Annotated in this window: 17 protein-coding genes; 6 read left to right on the top strand and 11 right to left on the bottom strand. The window is 63.8% G+C overall.

Annotated features, from left to right (window positions below; translation table 11 throughout):
* Window positions 1–55 precede the first annotated feature (55 nt).
* Window positions 56–967, top strand: coding sequence for an esterase/lipase family protein (locus tag WHT83_RS17400; RefSeq protein WP_406871863.1), 912 nt, complete (start codon window positions 56–58; stop codon window positions 965–967).
* Between the two features lie 65 nt (window positions 968–1,032).
* Here WHT83_RS17400 and rpmG read toward each other — a convergent pair whose 3' ends face one another.
* From rpmG to topA, 6 genes are all read right to left on the bottom strand, one after another.
* Complete coding sequence (gene rpmG, locus WHT83_RS17395; protein WP_019173400.1) at window positions 1,033–1,200, bottom strand: 50S ribosomal protein L33; 168 nt, start codon at window positions 1,198–1,200, stop codon at window positions 1,033–1,035.
* Window positions 1,201–1,303: 103 nt separating this feature from the next.
* Entirely contained in the window at window positions 1,304–2,500 is a 1,197-nt protein-coding gene (locus WHT83_RS17390; protein WP_318761545.1) for an MFS transporter, read from the bottom strand.
* 9 nt (window positions 2,501–2,509) lie between these two features.
* Complete coding sequence (locus WHT83_RS17385; protein WP_318761546.1) at window positions 2,510–3,250, bottom strand: NUDIX domain-containing protein; 741 nt, start codon at window positions 3,248–3,250, stop codon at window positions 2,510–2,512.
* A 73-nt stretch (window positions 3,251–3,323) separates the two neighbouring features.
* Entirely contained in the window at window positions 3,324–3,761 is a 438-nt protein-coding gene (locus tag WHT83_RS17380) for a DUF983 domain-containing protein (protein WP_108607961.1), read from the bottom strand.
* 2 nt (window positions 3,762–3,763) lie between these two features.
* The gene (gene rnr, locus WHT83_RS17375; protein WP_406871862.1) at window positions 3,764–6,082 is read right to left on the bottom strand and encodes a ribonuclease R; all 2,319 of its coding nucleotides are present in this window, start codon (window positions 6,080–6,082) and stop codon (window positions 3,764–3,766) included.
* 6 nt (window positions 6,083–6,088) lie between these two features.
* Entirely contained in the window at window positions 6,089–8,701 is a 2,613-nt protein-coding gene (gene topA / locus WHT83_RS17370; RefSeq protein ID WP_318761549.1) for a type I DNA topoisomerase, read from the bottom strand.
* A 290-nt stretch (window positions 8,702–8,991) separates the two neighbouring features.
* On the opposite strand from topA, the gene WHT83_RS17365 reads away from it, so the two are divergent.
* Complete coding sequence (locus WHT83_RS17365; protein WP_108607964.1) at window positions 8,992–9,198, top strand: hypothetical protein; 207 nt, start codon at window positions 8,992–8,994, stop codon at window positions 9,196–9,198.
* On the opposite strand, the gene dprA is transcribed toward WHT83_RS17365, so the two are convergent.
* From dprA to WHT83_RS17345, 4 genes are read right to left on the bottom strand one after another with little or no spacing between them, the layout of a single operon-like run.
* On the bottom strand, window positions 9,160–10,293 hold the full coding sequence (gene dprA, locus WHT83_RS17360; protein ID WP_406871861.1) for a DNA-processing protein DprA: 1,134 nt from the start codon (window positions 10,291–10,293) through the stop codon (window positions 9,160–9,162). The genes WHT83_RS17365 and dprA overlap by 39 nt on opposite strands.
* Window positions 10,290–10,901: a glycerol-3-phosphate 1-O-acyltransferase PlsY gene (gene plsY / locus WHT83_RS17355; RefSeq protein ID WP_406871860.1), complete on the bottom strand. Its 612-nt coding sequence runs from the start codon at window positions 10,899–10,901 to the stop codon at window positions 10,290–10,292. Before plsY ends, dprA begins: the two co-directional genes overlap by 4 nt.
* A gap of 27 nt (window positions 10,902–10,928) precedes the next feature.
* On the bottom strand, window positions 10,929–12,215 hold the full coding sequence (locus tag WHT83_RS17350) for a dihydroorotase (RefSeq protein ID WP_406871859.1): 1,287 nt from the start codon (window positions 12,213–12,215) through the stop codon (window positions 10,929–10,931).
* Window positions 12,212–13,177 carry an aspartate carbamoyltransferase catalytic subunit gene (locus WHT83_RS17345; RefSeq protein WP_108607968.1) on the bottom strand — a complete coding sequence of 322 codons (966 nt, stop codon included), beginning with the start codon at window positions 13,175–13,177 and terminating at the stop codon, window positions 12,212–12,214. Before WHT83_RS17345 ends, WHT83_RS17350 begins: the two co-directional genes overlap by 4 nt.
* A 184-nt stretch (window positions 13,178–13,361) precedes the next feature.
* Here WHT83_RS17345 and WHT83_RS17340 point away from each other — a divergent pair, with 184 nt between their 5' ends.
* Window positions 13,362–14,990 (top strand): acyl-CoA dehydrogenase family protein, encoded by a 1,629-nt coding sequence (locus WHT83_RS17340; protein ID WP_406874002.1) that lies wholly within the window; start codon window positions 13,362–13,364, stop codon window positions 14,988–14,990.
* Window positions 14,991–15,191: 201 nt separating this feature from the next.
* Complete coding sequence (locus tag WHT83_RS17335) at window positions 15,192–15,494, top strand: DUF6105 family protein (protein ID WP_406871858.1); 303 nt, start codon at window positions 15,192–15,194, stop codon at window positions 15,492–15,494.
* Here the strand turns inward: WHT83_RS17335 and ruvX are convergent.
* Window positions 15,461–15,946: a Holliday junction resolvase RuvX gene (gene ruvX, locus WHT83_RS17330; protein ID WP_108607970.1), complete on the bottom strand. Its 486-nt coding sequence runs from the start codon at window positions 15,944–15,946 to the stop codon at window positions 15,461–15,463. The two genes, WHT83_RS17335 and ruvX, sit on opposite strands and share 34 nt — an antisense overlap.
* 133 nt (window positions 15,947–16,079) lie before the next feature.
* Here ruvX and WHT83_RS17325 point away from each other — a divergent pair, with 133 nt between their 5' ends.
* Together WHT83_RS17325 and WHT83_RS17320 are read left to right on the top strand one after the other, a co-directional pair.
* Window positions 16,080–16,787: a metal-dependent hydrolase gene (locus tag WHT83_RS17325; RefSeq protein WP_406871857.1), complete on the top strand. Its 708-nt coding sequence runs from the start codon at window positions 16,080–16,082 to the stop codon at window positions 16,785–16,787.
* Between the two features lie 34 nt (window positions 16,788–16,821).
* Window positions 16,822–17,238: a hypothetical protein gene (locus tag WHT83_RS17320; RefSeq protein WP_404801284.1), complete on the top strand. Its 417-nt coding sequence runs from the start codon at window positions 16,822–16,824 to the stop codon at window positions 17,236–17,238.
* Window positions 17,239–17,250: the final 12 nt, after the last annotated feature.

The following is a 17,250-nucleotide window of genomic DNA, read 5'->3' as shown; positions in this document are numbered from 1 at the left end:
AAGGACGGGCGTCGGCACGAGGAGCACAGGCCGGAAGCCCAATTGATACCCCATGATGCTCAGGTCCGCCGCATCTCCTGGGTCCGTGGGGTCGGCCGGCCGGCACTGGCACATAGTGGCCTCCTCGTACCGCTGCCAGCAGCCGACCGGCCCCCTGTTTTCCTTTTCGAAAGCACTTCGGTTTGTCTGTCCGTTGCATCGGCTTGAGCCGGGCCGGCCATTCGGACTAGTGTTTTCGATGCGTATTCTTGCTGCTCTTTTGTTCATGACATTTTCGGTCGCGGCATCTGCGCGGGAATGCGTCGTGATGCTCCATGGCCTGGCGCGCACGGACGCATCCCTGATGCTGATGGAAGAGACGCTCGGCTCGTTCGACTACACTGTCGTCAACGACGCCTATCCGTCGACCGATGTTCCCATCGACCAGCTGATCGCGTATGTCGATGCGTCGGTGGCCAAGTGCGGCGAGGCCGGCCCGGTTCACTTCGTGACTCACTCCATGGGCGGCATCCTGGTGCGGGCTTGGCTCACGCAGAACCGCCCCGAAAATCTCGGTCGCGTCGTCATGCTCGCGCCACCCAATCATGGTTCCGAACTGGTCGACACCTTGGGTGGTCTCAAGCTGTTCGAAATCGTCAATGGCCCAGCCGGCGGTCAGCTGGGCACGGGGCCGGACAGCGTTCCCAATGAACTCGGGCCTGCTCGGTTCGAGCTCGGCATCATCGCCGGCGACCGGTCGCTCAACCCGTTCTTGTCCGGCATGTTCAAGGGCCCGAACGACGGCAAGGTCTCGGTGGAAAGCACCAAGCTTGAAGGCATGAAGGACCACATCGTCCTGCCTGCGACGCATACCTTCATGATGAACAATCCGCTTGTCATCGCGCAGACGCTGAATTTTCTGCGCGACGGGCACTTCGATCACGAACTGACGTTCCGTGAACTGATGCGGCGTGCTTTCGGGAACTGATCTAACCCCCAAAACAAAAACGCCGCCCACTGGGCGGCGTTTCGGAATTCCGGGCGAAAACCAGATTACTTGATCTTGGTTTCCTTGAATTCAACGTGCTTCTTGGCAACCGGGTCGTACTTGCGGAACGACAGCTTCTCAGTCTTCGTGCGGCTGTTCTTGCTCGTCACGTAGAAGAAACCGGTGTCGGCGGTCGACAGAAGCTTGATCTTGATGTTTGCAGCCTTGGCCATGATTCTCGTCCGTTAATTGTCTGGAGTTGCACCCGCCTCAGGACGGGAAAACAACCCGGACGCGGAAAACCTGGCGGGACACATAAAGATCGTGCCTGGAAAGTCAAGCCTCGGAGCGCGAAAGCCCGGATTTCGCGGCAATTCGGCCCAGGCCGATGACCATATATCCGCCGAAGAACAGCGCCAGCGCCCAGCCGAATCCATTTGGCCCGAAGATATCCATGAAGATGCCGATCACCTGCGGGCCGAGAATCATGCCGATGCCGTAGCAGAAGATGAAGGCCGCATTGGCCGAGGCGAGGTCGCGGCCGGAAAGCTGCGCGCCAAGATGGGCGAGGCCGATGGTGTAGAGGGCCGCCACCACGCCGCCCCAGACGAACAGCAGGCCGGCCATGACGTGCCAGTTGCCGGCGAGGACAGGCATGGCGAGGGTGCCTATCAAGCCGGTAGCAGCGCAAATCAGCAGCAGCCAGCGCCGGTCGGCGATGCGGTCGCTGATCATGCCGAACGGGATCTGAAGCATGACGTTGCCGAGGCCGATCATGGTGAGCAGCAGCGCCGCGTCGGCCTCGGTATAGCCGATCCGCTGGCCATAGATCGGGAACAGGGCGAAGCCGCCCGTCTCGACGGCACCGAAGACAAGCACGGCTGCCGTCGCGGTCGGAACCATCCAGATGTAGCGGAAGAAGCCACCCTTGCCGCCTTCGGAGACGATCTTGGGGCTCTCGCTGCGCGCCAGAACGACGGGAATCGCGGCGATCATGACGAGACAGAAGGTGAGGCCGAACGGCAGCAGGCCGGTGCTGCCGATCTGGGAGAACAGCCACGGGCCGGCAGCGAAGCCGAGCGACAGTACCGTGGCGTAGATGCCAAGCACCAAGCCGCGCCGATGAGGCGGCGCGCAGGTGCTGATCCAGAATTCCGACAGGATGAACAGCACTGTCAGGGCGAAATGCAGTACCGCCCGCAGCGGAAACCACATCCAGAACGACGGCGCGAAATAGAACCCGACGAAAGCCACCGCACCGGCGATGATCATTGCGAACATCGTCCAGACGACGCCGAAACGCATCGCGATCGGGGTTGCCAGCGGTGCCGCGCAGATCGATGCAATGCCCGCCACTGCCGTATTGAGCCCGATCATCGAGGGTGAGTAGCCGCGCGATTCAAGGATCACGCTGAGCAGCGGTATGCCCAGACCGATGGCGATGCCGACAACGCTGATCGAGGCGATCGCGGCGGAAATCGAGCGCCAGTGCACGCGTTCGACGGTTTCGGCTTCCTGGATGGTCTCGTGCATATGTGAGGCCTAAAGGATGTCGCGCCGAAAGCGTTGGTTGAACATGCGGTAGAACGGCACTTCGCCGCCGGGCCTGAGCCCGGGATCGATTGCCAGCCGTTGCCGGAGGTCGCCGAGAACTGATTTCGTGATGGCCGGAATGTCGGCCTCCACGGCGTCGGCCAGCGGCAGCCAGACAAGTTCCTCGAGCTCGTTTGTCGGTCCGCCGTCGGGCAGCTCGACGGCCACGTCGCTGCGCCAGGCCGACAAGAATCGGGTGTCGAAGCGGCGAACGCGTCCCGGAGGTGTTATGGCGCGCGCAATGAAGCGCAGCGAGGCAAGGCTGGGCTCCACGCCATGTTCGGCGAATCCCTGCCAATCGGCCTTGGTGGTCGAGAACGCCCCGCGTCGACCGATCAACAGGCCTGCTTCTTCGTAGGTCTCGCGAACCGCCGACAGCGCGATCGCGCGGGCGCGAGCGATGCTGACGCTGCCCGTGCCGGCACGCAGCTTGGTCTCTTCGTCCGGATGAAGTTCGTCGGCAACCTTGATGCGGCTGTCGGCCGGGTCGGTGCGGCCTCCCGGGAAGACGAATTTGCCGGGCATGAAGGCATGCTTCATGTGCCGCCGGCCCATCAGCACCAGCACATCGTCGCCGCTTCGGTCGAGCAGGATCAGCGTCGCCGCGTCGCGCGGACGCAAGGGGGCGGCGTTTTTCACCAGTTCCCTGGCTTCGAGCCTGTCGAGTTCTGTCTTGCTGATGCCATCCATCGCGGCTGTCCTAACGGAATGTCGGGGTGGAAGGAAGCGCTTGGATGCGACTTGGCATTGCGCCAGCGTCCGGTCAGGCCTCCGGGTGCGCGTCGATAGCGTCTTCTTCGCCGCCGAAGCCATGCATGTAGAGCGCCCATTGCATGCCGACCACGCCACCCTTGATGGGGCGCAGCAGCGCAAGGGCGGAAACGATCGTCAGCGGCACCCAGATCAGCAGGTGCTGCCACAGTGCAAGCGTGACGTTGGCTTCGACGGCCATGAAGGCGCCGACGACGATATGGCCGACGAGGACGACGACGAGATAGGCGGGCAGGTCGTCAGCGCGGTGATGGAATATCTCTTCGTGGCAGACGCTGCAGCGGTCGACAGTCTTGACGAAGGACGCAAAGAGCTTGCCTTCGCCGCATTTCGGGCATTTGCAGAACAGGCCGCGCTTGATCGCCGGCCAGACGGGCCGTGCCTCGCGGGCGACCTGCTGGTGGCCGCCACCGAATACCTGTTCTTCCATCGTCATCTCCTGCCGCGCGGACCTCGCCGCGGTTGGGAGGCACGGGCACGCGTTCTTTGCCCCTTGGTCTTGTGGAACGACCGTTTCGAACCGGGCAGGGGCTTCGGTTCGGTCAGCATTTCGAAGCGCATGGCGCCAGCCAGCGGGGCGATCTCGACAAGCCGCACTTCAACGCGGTCAGCGAGTTGGTAGCCCTTGCCGCTGCGCTCCCCGAAGAGGGCGCGGGCGGCTTCGTCGAAGTGGTAATAATCGTCACCCAAGGATGACACGGGGATGAAACCATCCGCGCCATATTGCGGCAATTGGACAAATAGTCCCGCCTTGACCACGCCCGAGATGCGGGCCTCGAAAGTCTCGTCGAGCCGTTCGGACAGGAAGCCGGCGACCAGCCGATCGACGGTCTCCCTTTCGGCTGCCATGGCGCGGCGCTCGGTCTGCGAAATGAGGCCGGCGATTTCTTCCAGGCGTGCTTCTTCCGACGGCGTCAGGCCACCGGCGCCCAAGCCCAGCGAGGCGATCAGGGCACGATGGACGATGAGGTCGGCATAGCGGCGGATCGGCGAGGTGAAATGGGCGTAGCGGCGCAGATTGAGGCCGAAGTGCCCGATATTGTCGGGATTGTACTCGGCCTGGCTCTGCGAGCGCAGCACCACCTCGTTGACAAGTTGCTCGTTGTCCTCGCCGCGCACACGCTCGAGGATTCCGTTGAACTGGGCTGGCCGCATCTCGGCGCCACGCGCCAATGACAGGCCGATCGTCTGCAGGAACTCGCGCAGCGATTCCTGCTTGGCAAGCGAGGGGCCGTCATGGATGCGGTAGACGAGTTTCTGCTTTTTGTTTTCCAGGGTTTCGGCCGCCGCGACGTTGGCCTGGATCATGAACTCCTCGATCAGCTTGTGGGCGTCGAGGCGATCGGGAACGATGACCCGGTCAACCGTGCCGTCGGGCTTGAGCAGGATCTTTCTTTCGGGGAGGTCGAGTTCGAGCGGCTGGCGGCTGTCGCGGCCGCGCTTGAGCACGTCGTAGGCCGCCCACAGTGGCTTGAGGATGGTCTCCAGGATCGGCCCGGTCTTGTCGTCGGGCACGCCGTCGATGGCGGCCTGCGCCTGCGGATAGGCGAGGCGGGCCGACGAGCGCATCATGATGCGGTGGAAGGAGTGCCTGACCTTGCGGCCTTCGGCCGAAAACGTCATGCGCACGGCAAGTGCCGGCCGGTCGACGCCTTCGCGCAGCGAGCACAAATCGTTGGAGATGCGTTCGGGCAGCATCGGCACGACGCGGTCGGGGAAATAGACCGAGTTGCCGCGCTTCAGTGCCTCTTGGTCGAGAGCTGTGCCGGGGCGGACATAGGCCGCGACGTCGGCGATGGCGACGGTGGCGATAAAGCCGCCGGGGTTCTTTTCATCCGCATCCGGCTCGGCATAGACGGCGTCGTCATGGTCCTTGGCGTCCGCCGGATCTATGGTGACCAGCGGCAGCTCCCGCCAGTCCTCGCGCTTGCCGTCGAGCGTCGCCGGTTTGACCGCCTCAGCCTCGGCGATCACCTCGGCAGGGAAGATGTGCGGAATCTCGTGGGCATGGATGGCGATCATCGAGACCGCCTTCTCATTGGTCAACGAGCCAAGCACCGAGACCACCTTGGCGCGCGGCAGCCCATATCGGCTGGCGCGTTCTGGCACCACTTCTACAAGGTCGCCGTCCTTGGCGCCGTTCTGGGAGTCCTTGTCGACCACCAGTTCGGGCTGGCGGCGCTCGACCGGCTCGATGCGGAACGTGCCGTCCTTGAGGATTCGGAAGATGCCGAGCGCGGTATCGCTGCGCTTTTCGAACACCTTCATGATACGGGCGGTATAAGCCGGCACGTTTTCGTCGCCGAGATACCCCTCGACCGGGAAGGTCTTCGCCAGCACGCGGTCGCCGACGCCGGGCGTCGGTCCGTTGCTTGTACGGGATGTCTTGACGGCAACGATGGGACCGTCCGGTTGTTCGGAAGCACGCGCCAGGAGCGTGCCCTCAGTGTCGCGACCGAAGATGTCTAGCACGGCGACATGGGGCAGGGCGCCGACCCGGCTCAGGCGCTTGCGGCTCTTCTCCAGCAGGCCCTCGTCCTGGAGTTCGCGCAACAGCTCTTTCAGCCAGATGCGGTCTTCGTTCTTGAGCGCAAAGGCCTTGGCAATGTCCCGCTTGCCGCTGCGATCGGGATTCTCCGCGATGTAGCGCAGAATCTCGTCACGCGAGGGGCGATAGACGTCCTTGCCGCGGACCTCGTCGCTTGCGGCGCGTCTGGTGCCGGCGTTTCGTCCGGAAATCTTTCGCGCCAAGGTCGGTCAGTCCTTCTTTTTGGCCTTGCTGGCGGCTGGCTTCTTGGTCGCGCTGCCGGCTGCCTTCTTGGCCCCGCCGCGGGCCGGCTTCTTGCCGCCTCCGCCTTTCGCTTCCTTTTCGGCGATCAGCGCAAGCGCGTCCTCGACGGTCACGGTGGCGGGGTCCTTGCCCTTCGGCAGGGTAGCATTGACCTTGCCGAAATTGACATAGGGACCGTACTTGCCGTCGCGCACGGTGATGTTGCCGCCGCCGGCGGGGTGCTCGCCAAGATCCTTGAGTGCGGCCGGCGTGCTGCCGCGTCCACCCTTGCCCTTGGCCTGCTTCTCGGCAAGCACGGTGACAGCGCGGTTGAGGCCGATCGAGAACACGTCCTCGATGCTTTCGAGATTGGCGTAGGTACCTTCGTGCAGCACGAACGGGCCGTAGCGGCCAAGACCTGCCGAGATCATCTTGCCCGATTCCGGGTGCTGGCCGACATCGCGTGGCAGTGCCAGCAGGGCAAGCGCCTTTTCGTGGTCGATGGATGCCGCCGACCAGCCCTTGGGCAGGCTGGAGCGCTTGGCTTCCTTGCCGTCGCCGCGCTGGATGTAGGGGCCGAAGCGGCCGCTGCGCAGGGTGATCTCCTCATTGGTGTAGGGATCGGTGCCCAGCACCTTGGTGCCATCTTCGAGGCCGCCATTCTCGCCATTGCCGCCGGGGCCGTCGAGCTGGCGGGTAAAGCCGCATTCGGGATAGTTCGAACAGCCAACGAAGGCACCGTATTTGCCGAGCTTGAGCGACAGGTTGCCGGTGCCGCATTTCGGGCAGATGCGCGGGTTCGAGCCGTCCTCGCGCTCGGGGAAGACGAGCGGGGCGAGTTCCTCGTTCAGTGCATCGAGCACTTCGGTGACGCGCAGTTCCTTGATGTCATCGACAGCGCCGGAAAAGTCCTTCCAGAAATCGCGTAGGACGTCGCGCCAGGCGAGCTTGCCGTCGGAAACCTCGTCGAGCTTCTCTTCCAGCGAGGCGGTGAAGTCGTACTCCACATAATGCTGGAAGAAGCTCTCCATGAAGGCGGTCACGAGCCGCCCTTTGGGCTCCGGAATGAGCTTTCTGTTCTCGATCTTTACATAGTCGCGCTCTTCGAGCGTCTTCAGCGTCGCGACATAAGTCGAGGGACGGCCAATGCCGAGCTCTTCCATCTTCTTGATGAAGCTCGCCTCGGAATAGCGGGGCGGAGGCTCGGTGGTGTGGTGGCTGGCGTTGACGGATTCGCGCTTGAGCGTCTCGTCGGCACGGATCTCTGGCAGGCGACGGCTTTCCTCGTCTTCCGAATCCTCGTCCTTCTGCTCGGTGTAGGCGGCGATGAAGCCGTCGAAGCGGGTGACGGAGCCCACGGCGCGCAGGCCGGCGGTCCTGGCGCCATTGCGCGCCTCGATCTCGACGGTGGTGCGCTCGATCTCGGCCGGCTGCATCTGGCTGGCAATCGCCCGCTTCCAGATGATCTCATAGAGACGGGCCTGATCGGCATCGAGGAACTTGCGCATCTCAGTGGGCGTGCGCGAGAAATCGGTCGGCCGGATGGCTTCGTGCGCTTCCTGGGCGTTCTTGGCCTTGGTCGTATACTGGCGCGGCTTCTCGGGCAGGTACCTTGCGCCGAACTCCTTGCCGATGGCCTCGCGCGCGGCCTCGATCGCCTCGGGTGCCATCTGCACGCCGTCGGTACGCATATAGGTGATCAGGCCGGCCGTCTCGCCACCGATCTCCATGCCCTCATAGAGGCGCTGGGCGACCTGCATGGTGCGGCTTGCGGAAAAGCCGAGGCTCGAGGATGCCGCCTGCTGCAAGGTCGAGGTGGTGAAAGGGGCGCTCGGATTGCGCCTGGTCGGCTTGGCTTCGACCGACAGTGCCTTGAAGGTTGCCCCTTCCAGCATCGCCTTGATGTCATCGGCCATCGCCTGCGAAGAGATGTCGAGCTTCTGCAGCTTCTTGCCGTCATAGACGGTGAGCCTTGCCTCGAAATTTTCCGCGCGCGGCGTGCCGAGAATAGCTGCGATCTGCCAGTACTCTTCGCGCACGAAACGCTCGATCTCGGCCTCGCGGTCGCAGACGAAGCGCAGCGCCACCGACTGGACGCGACCGGCCGAGCGGGCGCCCGGCAGCTTGCGCCAGAGCACGGGAGAAAGAGTGAAGCCGACGAGATAGTCGAGCGCCCGGCGTGCCAGATAGGCGTCCACCAGCGGCGGGTCGATCTCGCGCGGATTGGCGATTGCCTCGAGAACCGCCTGCTTGGTGATCGAGTTGAAGGCGACGCGCTTGATGGTCTTGTCCTTGAGGACGCGCTTCTGCTTCAGCACTTCGAGCACGTGCCAGGCGATGGCTTCTCCCTCGCGATCCGGATCGGTTGCGAGGATCAGGCCATCGGCTTCCTTGACCGCCTTGGCGATTTCGGTGAGCCGCTTCGCCGAAGCGGTGTCGACAGCCCAGGACATGGCGAAATCGTCATCCGGCTTGACCGAGCCATCCTTGGCCGGCAGATCGCGGACATGGCCGAACGAGGCCAGAACCTTGTAGTTCTTGCCCAGATACTTGTTGATGCTTTTCACCTTGTTCGGTGACTCGACGACAACGACGTCCATATGTGGCTGATTTTCCAGTGAAGCGCCAAAACAACGGCAACGGCGCGTGGCGAAGAATTTTCAATTCGCACGTCACATGGCCGCCCTTTTCAGTCTGGTCAAGGGGACGGGGCCAAAAACGCCGGCTGACATCGGCAATACAACCTAAGGTATATTAATTGGCGCTATTGCAATTGTTAGTAGATTTGCTACGCTTCTGCCATTGCCGGTTGGGCCTGTTTCCCGCGTGGAGATAGGCACCGAATCCTGTGCTCAACACCGGGCGGCAAGACAAAAGGAAAGCCAATTCTATGCACAAGCCGCCGCCAACACGTAGGCGAGCCGAAACGCTGGACTATATCCAGTCGATGCTGGGGCAACTCCGCATCATGGCGGAAGCCGAGCGCTGCGGCATGCTCGCCTATCTGATCGAGATGGCCTATGTCGAGGCTGGAGATGTGATACGCGGTGATCGGCCGTCAAACATCGGGATCAACAAGCGAAACACGTCCGCCTGAGTGGCGCTCGAGCCGTCCGGCAAGATCCAGTTCCAGCAGGATCATGAAGATTTGCGCCGGGTGAAGTCCGGTATGACGGATCAGTTCATCGACTTCGACCGGTACCGGCCCCAAAGCTTCGATCACCCGGGCGCGGTCGTTGTCGGCGGGCGGTGGCGTGGCGCTGAAATCCGGCGGCTCTTCCATGCTGGCTGCGATGTAGGACTGGCCCCCGACCAATGGCGCCAAGGCCTCGAGTATGTCGCCGACCTCGGTCACCAGCGTCGCACCGTCCTTCAGCAGGCCATTGGTGCCGGCGGCGCGCGGGTCGAGCGGCGAGCCGGGCACGGCGAAAACCAGCCGTCCCATATCGCCGGCCAGCCGCGCGCTGATCAGCGAACCCGATCGTTTTGCCGCTTCGACGACCACCAGTCCGAGGACAAGGCCTGCGACGATGCGGTTGCGACGCGGAAAGTCCTGCGCGCGGGGCTCCCAGCCGAACGGCATTTCCGATACGACCGCGCCGCGCTCGGCGATCTCGTCGCAAAGGCCGATATTCTCAGACGGGTAGGGGCGGTCGAGTCCGCCGGCCAGCACCCCTACCGTTCCGGTATCCAGGCTGCCCTGGTGGGCGGCGGTGTCGATGCCGCGCGCCAAGCCTGAAATCACCGCATAGCCGTTCCGGCCGAGTTCCGCAGCCAGCGTGCGCGCCATCTTGATGCCGGCGAGAGAGGCGTTGCGCGCACCGACGATCGCCACCGGCGGCAGGCTGAAAATAGCGCCTGTGCCCCTGACGGCGAGCAGCGGCGGGGGATGGTCCATGCGCTTGAGGATCTGGGGGTAGTCCGGCTCGCCAAGCGCCACGAAACGCGCCCCGCATTGGCGCGCTGCCTGCATTTCCGCTTCAGCCTCAGCGACGGAAGGAACCTTGACCAGCCGGTTGGCACCGCCCGCCATCATGATCTCGGGCAGCATCTCGATCGCGGTTTCGGCCGAGCCGAAGCGGTTGATCAGGTCGCGAAAACTGGCCGGGCCGACATTCGGGGTGCGGATTAGGCGCAGCCAGTGGAGCCGCTGCCGGTCGCTGAGATGCGGCCCGGCGGCGGGTTGGTTCATCCCTTGGATCCGATCCGCGATTCGGTGCCGGCGAGCAGGCGCGAGATGTTGGCGCGGTGGCGGATGAAGACGATGACGCTCATCAGCGCCAGCAGGCCGGCTGCCTTGGGCATGTCAGTCATATAAAGTGCGATCGGCACCACCACCGCTGCCGTCAGGGCTGCAAGCGACGAATAGCGGCTGGCGAAGGCGACGAGCAGCCAGGTGACGGCAAAGGCCAGGGCGCCGAGCCCCGACAGGCCGAACAGGACGCCAAGATAGGTCGCGACGCCCTTGCCGCCCTTGAAGCCGAGCCAGATCGGATAGAGGTGGCCGATGAAGGCGCCGAGGCCGGCGGCAAGCGCTGCGTCATGGCTCCAGCGCGCTGCGATGACCACGGCCACGGTGCCCTTGAGCGCATCGAGCAGCAGCGTTGCTGCCGCCAGTTTCTTGTTGCCCGTGCGCAGCACATTGGTGGCGCCGATGTTGCCCGAGCCGATCTTGCGCACGTCGCCCAGGCCGGCCGCACGCGTGAGCAGCAGCCCGAATGGAATCGAGCCCAGGAGATAGCCGAATACGGCGGCTGCAACGAGCACGTGTAGAGCCGTCGGAAAAATGTCATCCGGCATCAAGGTATTTCTTCTCCCCCGTGGCCGTCAGGCCGAGAACACTGTGCGTCCGGCGACCAAGGTTTTCAAGACCTTGCCCTGAAGGCGCGCGCCTTCGAAGCAGGTGTTCTTGGAGCGCGAGCGGATGTCGGCCTCGCGCACCACCCACGGCTCGCCGAGGTCGACGAGCGCCAGATCCGCAACCGCACCCGGCTTCAATGTGCCGCCCGGCAGGCCGAACAGCCGTGCCGGAGCGGTCGAAAGCGTGTCGATGATACGCAGCAGCGGGACATCGTCATTGTGATGCAGGCGCAAGGCGACTGCGAGCAGCGTCTCCAGCCCGATCGCGCCCGCGGCGGCATCTGCGAAGGGCAGGCGCTTGGTATCGACGTCCTGCGGGTCATGCGACGACACGATCACGTCGATGGTGCCGTCCTTCAGGGCCTCGACCATGGCGAGGCGGTCTTCCTCGGCGCGCAGCGGCGGCGCCAGCCGGAAGAAGGTGCGGTACTCGCCGACGTCGTTTTCGTTGAGCGACAGGCTGTTGATCGAAACACCCGCCGTCACCTTGGCGCCGTCCGCCTTGGCGCGCGAAACGGCGCTGGCTGCCATGGCCGTCGAGATCTTGGCAGCGTGATAGCGGCCGCGTGTCAGGCGCGCGAGCGCGAGGTCGCGTTCGAGCGGGATGGTCTCGGCTTCGCGCGGAATGCCCGAAAGCCCCAGCCAGCTGGCATAGAGCCCTTCGTTCATCACCCCCGACGAGGCGAGGTCGGCATCCTGTGTCTCATGCGCGATCACGGCATCGAAATCGCGGGCGTAGGTGAGCGCCCGGCGCATCATCAGCGAATTGGCAATGGTGTGGCGTCCATCGGTGAAGGCGACAGCACCTGCTTCGCGCAGCAGGCCGAACTCGGTCATCTCGTGGCCTTCGAGGCCCTTGGTGATGGCTGCCGCAGGGAAGACATTGACCGACGCAGTCTCCTTGGCGGTCCGCAGCACGAATTCGACGAGGGCGACGTTGTCGATCACCGGATCGGTGTCGGGCATCATGACGATCGAGGTGACGCCGCCGGCGGCAGCGGCAACACTTGCCGAGGCGATCGTTTCGCGATGCTCGCCGCCGGGCTCGCCGATGAAGACCCGGCCGTCGATCAGGCCTGGAATGATCGTCTTGCCGGCGCAATCAACGACTTCGGCGCCGCCGGGAATGCCCTGGTTGAGCGCGTCGGCACCTGCGGCGACGATCTTCTTGCCGTCGACGATGACCGAACCGGTCTCATCGATGCCGCGCGACGGGTCAACGATGCGGGCGCGCTGGAAAACCGTGATGCTCATGCGTTCTGTCCATCGCGATTGCGGCGCGGGTCGAGCAGCGCTTCCATCACCGCCATGCGCACGGCGACGCCCATCTCCACCTGCTCCTGGATGACGCTCTGCGGCCCGTCGGCGATCTCGGAGGCAATTTCGACCCCACGGTTCATCGGACCGGGATGCATCACCAGCGCGTCGGGCTTTGCCGCCTTCAGTTTTTCGGCGTCGAGGCCGTAGTAGCGGAAATATTCGCGCACCGAAGGCACGAAGGCGCCGGCCATGCGCTCGCGCTGCAGGCGCAGCATCATGACGACGTCGGCGTCCTTGAGGCCGTCGGCCATCGACTGCGTTACCTCCACGCCCATCTGGGCGATGCCCGATGGAAGCAGCGTCGAAGGCGCCACGACACGGACGCGCGCGCCGAGCGCGTTGAGCAACAGGATATTGGAGCGGGCAACGCGCGAATGCAGGATATCGCCGCAGATCGCCACCGTCAGCCGGGCGATGCTGCCCTTGGCGCGGCGGATCGTCAGGGCGTCGAGCAGCGCCTGCGTCGGGTGCTCATGGGCGCCGTCGCCGGCATTGACCACCGAGCAGCCGACCTTCTGTGCAAGCAGGGCGGCGGCACCCGCCGACTGGTGGCGGATGATGAGGATGTCAGGTCGCATCGCATTCAGCGTCATCGCCGTATCGATCAGCGTTTCGCCCTTCTTCACCGAAGAGCTTGCGACCGACATGTTCATGACGTCGGCGCCGAGGCGCTTTCCCGCGAGCTCGAACGACGACTGCGTGCGCGTCGAGGCTTCGTAGAACAGGTTGATCTGGGTACGCCCGCGCAGCGTCGAGGTCTTTTTCTCCGACTGACGCGAAATCGACACCGCGGCATCGGCCCGGTCGAGCAGCAATTCGATGTCGAATGGAGAAAGGTCGCGGATGCCAAGAAGATGGCGGTGCGGGTAGGGCGGCAGGGACGAAAGGTCTGTCATCTCAAGGCGCTGCTATAGGCTGTGCTTAAGTGACCCGCAAGCCGGCATTTCGATGATGAAAGTTCTCCCACGGGATTTTCGTCGCGGGCAAGCTGCGCCATAAGCTATCGCTAAGCATTTCGGCTATAAAGCCGGCCATGGCAGCGGATTCGTGCCCGTCGCCCACACCGATGAAGGACAAGGCGTGACGCAGGACGTGCCGAACCAGCCCCCTCCGCTGACGGGCAGCAATGCCTGGCGCGGAGATCCGCTGCTGATCCAGATTGCAGAGAGCTTTTCCGAGCCGGTCCGTCGCGACCTCGACGGCCTCGGCCGCTTCGTGCTGAACCAGGAAGCGCAGGACCTGGCGCGGCTCGCCAATAGCGAGGTGCCGAAGCTCAGGACACACGACCGACAGGGCCGACGCATCGACCAGGTCGAGTTTCATCCGGCCTATCATGCGCTGATGCGCCGTTCGGTCGCCGGCGGGCTGCATTCTTCCGTCTGGGAGAACGGCGGCACGGAAACCGGCCGGCGGCACCAGGTGCGAGCCGCACGCTTTTATCTGACTGCGCAACTCGAATGCGGGCATCTGTGCCCGATCACCATGACCAACGCTTCGCTGGCAGCCCTGATGGCGAGCCCGAAGCTGTTCCGCGAATGGGCACCGCGCGTCACCACCCGCAAATACGATCAGGCTCAGAAGCCGCCGGTCGAGAAGGCCGGCCTGACGCTCGGCATGGGGATGACCGAGAGGCAGGGCGGCACCGATGTGCGCGCCAACACCACCAGGGCCGAACGTGCCGGTGGCAGCTTCTATCGGCTCAACGGCCACAAGTGGTTCATGTCGGCGCCGATGTCGGACGCCTTCCTGATGCTGGCGCAGGCGCCGGAGGGGCTGTCCTGTTTCCTGGTTCCGCGCATCCTGAGCGACGGTTCGGCCAATGGGCTGCAGTTCCAGCGCCTCAAGGACAAGCTCGGCAACCGTTCCAATGCCTCGTCCGAGGTCGAGATCCAGGGCGCCATCGGCGACCTGGTCGGCGAGCCCGGCGGCGGCGTCAAGACGATCATGGACATGGTGACGCTGACGCGCCTCGATTGTGCCGTGGCGTCCTCGGCAATCATGCGGGCGGGGTTGGCTGAAGCCGTGCACCACACCCGCCACCGCCAGGTTTTCGGCGCCAATCTCGTCGACCAGCCGCTGATGCAGCGCGTGCTGGCCGACATGGCGCTCGATGTCGCCGGTGCTACCGCACTCGCCTTCCGCCTGGCGCGCTCCTTCGACGAAGCGGCATCGGACCGCGGCGAGGCGGCCTTTGCGCGTGCCATGACCCCGGTCGTCAAATACTGGGTCTGCAAGATCGCACCGCCGCTCCTCTACGAGGCAATGGAATGCCTCGGCGGCAATGGCTATGTCGAGGAAGCGCCGCTCGCGCGCTACTATCGCGAGGCGCCGGTCAACGCGATCTGGGAAGGCTCCGGCAACGTCATGGCGCTGGACGTGCTGCGCGTGCTGGGCCGGGCACCGGGACTGTTTGATGACGTGCTTGCGAGCATCGAGCGCGATCTGGGACCGGGCGGACGCAGCATCCTGGGGGTACTCAGGGCGGCGATGCAGGTCGCAAGCTCCGACGAGGGCTCGGCGCAGATCCTGACGGAGCAATTGGCGATTTCGGCTGCGGCTGCGGAGCTGCGCCGGATGGGGGCAGGGCGCATCGCCGATGCCTTCATCGAGACCCGGCTCGCCGGACAGTGGCGCGGTACCTACGGCATGCTCGACGCACGACACGATTCGCGGCTGATTATCGACACGCTCTATCCGCAGGCCGGCTGAACCGCGGCGCTGCCGGTTTTGCGGTGGCACCGGGGGCCACGTCAGCCCGTCGGTCGTTAACCTTAATGAATGGTTTACGTTGCATGGCGCATCCGCCGGGCCCACTGTATTCTGCAAAGAAGCGGGATTCCCGATGCGGGCCTTTTTGAACCAGTTGCCAGACATTGACGCCGCCGGGCCATGTGCGCGGGGGCTCGGCTGATGCGCTACATCTTCGCCATATGGGCCGCGCCGCTGGTGCTTTTCTGGGGCTGGTACTTCCTGTCGATCTACGACATGCATTTCGGCTACTGGATGCTGTCGCGCCGGTTCAACCTTGCCATCTTCGAGCTCTATGGCGAAATACTCGGTATCGATCCCGCGACGATCCCGTGGTTGATGGCCAAGGCCTTCTTCTTCGATACGCTGGTCATTTTGGCGATCTGGGCGTTCCGTCGCCGCAAGCAGATCGCTGAAAGAGTGCGGGCGCGCTATTCTTCCGCGGAATCGGCGCCCAGCGTCTGAAGCCTGTCCAAGACGCCTTGCAGGATAAAGGCAGCGGCGGCCGAATCGATGCGTCCCTCGCGCTTCTTGCGCGATACGTCCATCTCGATCAGTGCGCGTTCCGCTGCCACCGTCGACAGCCGCTCGTCCCAGAAAATGAAGGGCAATTCGGTCAGATTGGCCGCATTGCGCACGAAGGCGCGTGATTTCTGGGCGCGCGGGCCCTCGGAACCGTCCATGTTGATGGGTAGGCCGATCACGATCGCGCCGGTATTTTCCTTGGCCAGCATGGCAAGCAGGGCAGCGACATCGAGCGTGAACTTCTTGCGGATGATCACCGGGCGCGGATGCGAGAACGACAGGCCGCGATCGGACACGGCAACGCCGATCGTCTTGTCGCCGAGGTCTAGGCCGGCCAGCGTCTTGCCACCGGCCAGCAGCTCAGGCAGTTGTTCAATCGTAGCGATGGCCAAGCGGCGTTCCTTATGACTTTAGGTGCGCATCCGGTGGAAGTACTAACACCTTGAATTTGCGTATCGGCCCCTTTGAAAGGAGCTTGGTGCGTTCTATCCTTTGGCCAACGAAATTGCGAGGAATGCCGAAACGATGAAACTGACCTGGTATGGACATTCGGCATTCCGCATCGAAGTGGCAGGCGCCACGATCCTGATCGACCCGTTCCTGAGCGGCAATCCGTCGTGGGGCAAGTCCTGGGAGGAGGCAGCCGAGGGTGTCACCCATGTGCTTTTGACGCACGGCCATGACGATCATATCGGCGATGCCGCCGCCATACTGAAAAAGACGGGCGCCATGCTCGTCGCCAATTTCGAGATCTGCATGTTTCTGGTGGGCCAGGGCGTTAGCGACAAGCAGATCAATCCCGGCAACATCGGCGGTACCGTCGATTGCGGCGGCTTTACCACCACCTTCGTTACTGCGCTGCATTCGTCTTCCGCGGGCGGGCCTGGCGGCACCAATACCTATCTCGGCAATCCCGGCGGGCTGGTGCTGCATTTCGCCGACGAGCGCACGCTCTACCACATGGGCGATACCGACATCTTCTCCGACATGGCCTTGATCAACGAGCTGCACGAGCCGGCTATCGGCTTGGTGCCTGTCGGCGACCGCTTCACCATGGGCGGTGCGGTGGCGGCTCTCGCCTGCCGGCGCTTCTTCAAGTTCGAGACGGTGGTGCCATGCCACTTCGCTACCTTCCCGATCATCGACCAGACGGCGCAAAGCTTCGTCGATGGCCTCGAAGGCTCGGGCGTCGAAGTGATGCTGCCGAAAGTGGGCGTAGCCATAGACATTTGATCGGTTGCGATCTGTGCGATTGGGGTGAGCGATGATGAACTGGAGAAATTTGGCGACGGTTTCCCTGCTCTGGCTCGGCGTTTCCGAGGCATCGGCTGAGGACTTCATCAAGGGCGTCTATCTCCAGTCCGAAGAACTCTGCGCCCAGGCCAAGAAGGATACGCTTCAGACGGTGGTCGACGCCGGAGGCCTGGTCCTGTCCGCGAGCGGAATCGAAAGCGTCGAGTACAATTGCGAATTCCTCAACGTTACGCGAGCTACGCGTGCGCCGGCATGGGCCGTGACGGCTCTCTGCCAGGAGCCCGGCCACCTGTTCCCCGACACGCTTTCCATCCTCGAATTGAGCCCGACGCAACTCGATCTCGTCTCTGTCCGCACAGTCGATGCCGAGGGCGGCCAGACCAACAATGCCGGCACCTACTATCTGTGCGACGGCGTCACCATGCCGTGAGCCCGATCATCG

The organism is Aminobacter sp. P9b (genome assembly GCF_045345995.1).
Taxonomy (GTDB): domain Bacteria; phylum Pseudomonadota; class Alphaproteobacteria; order Rhizobiales; family Rhizobiaceae; genus Aminobacter; species Aminobacter niigataensis.
This window is presented reverse-complemented; position numbering and strand designations above follow the sequence as displayed.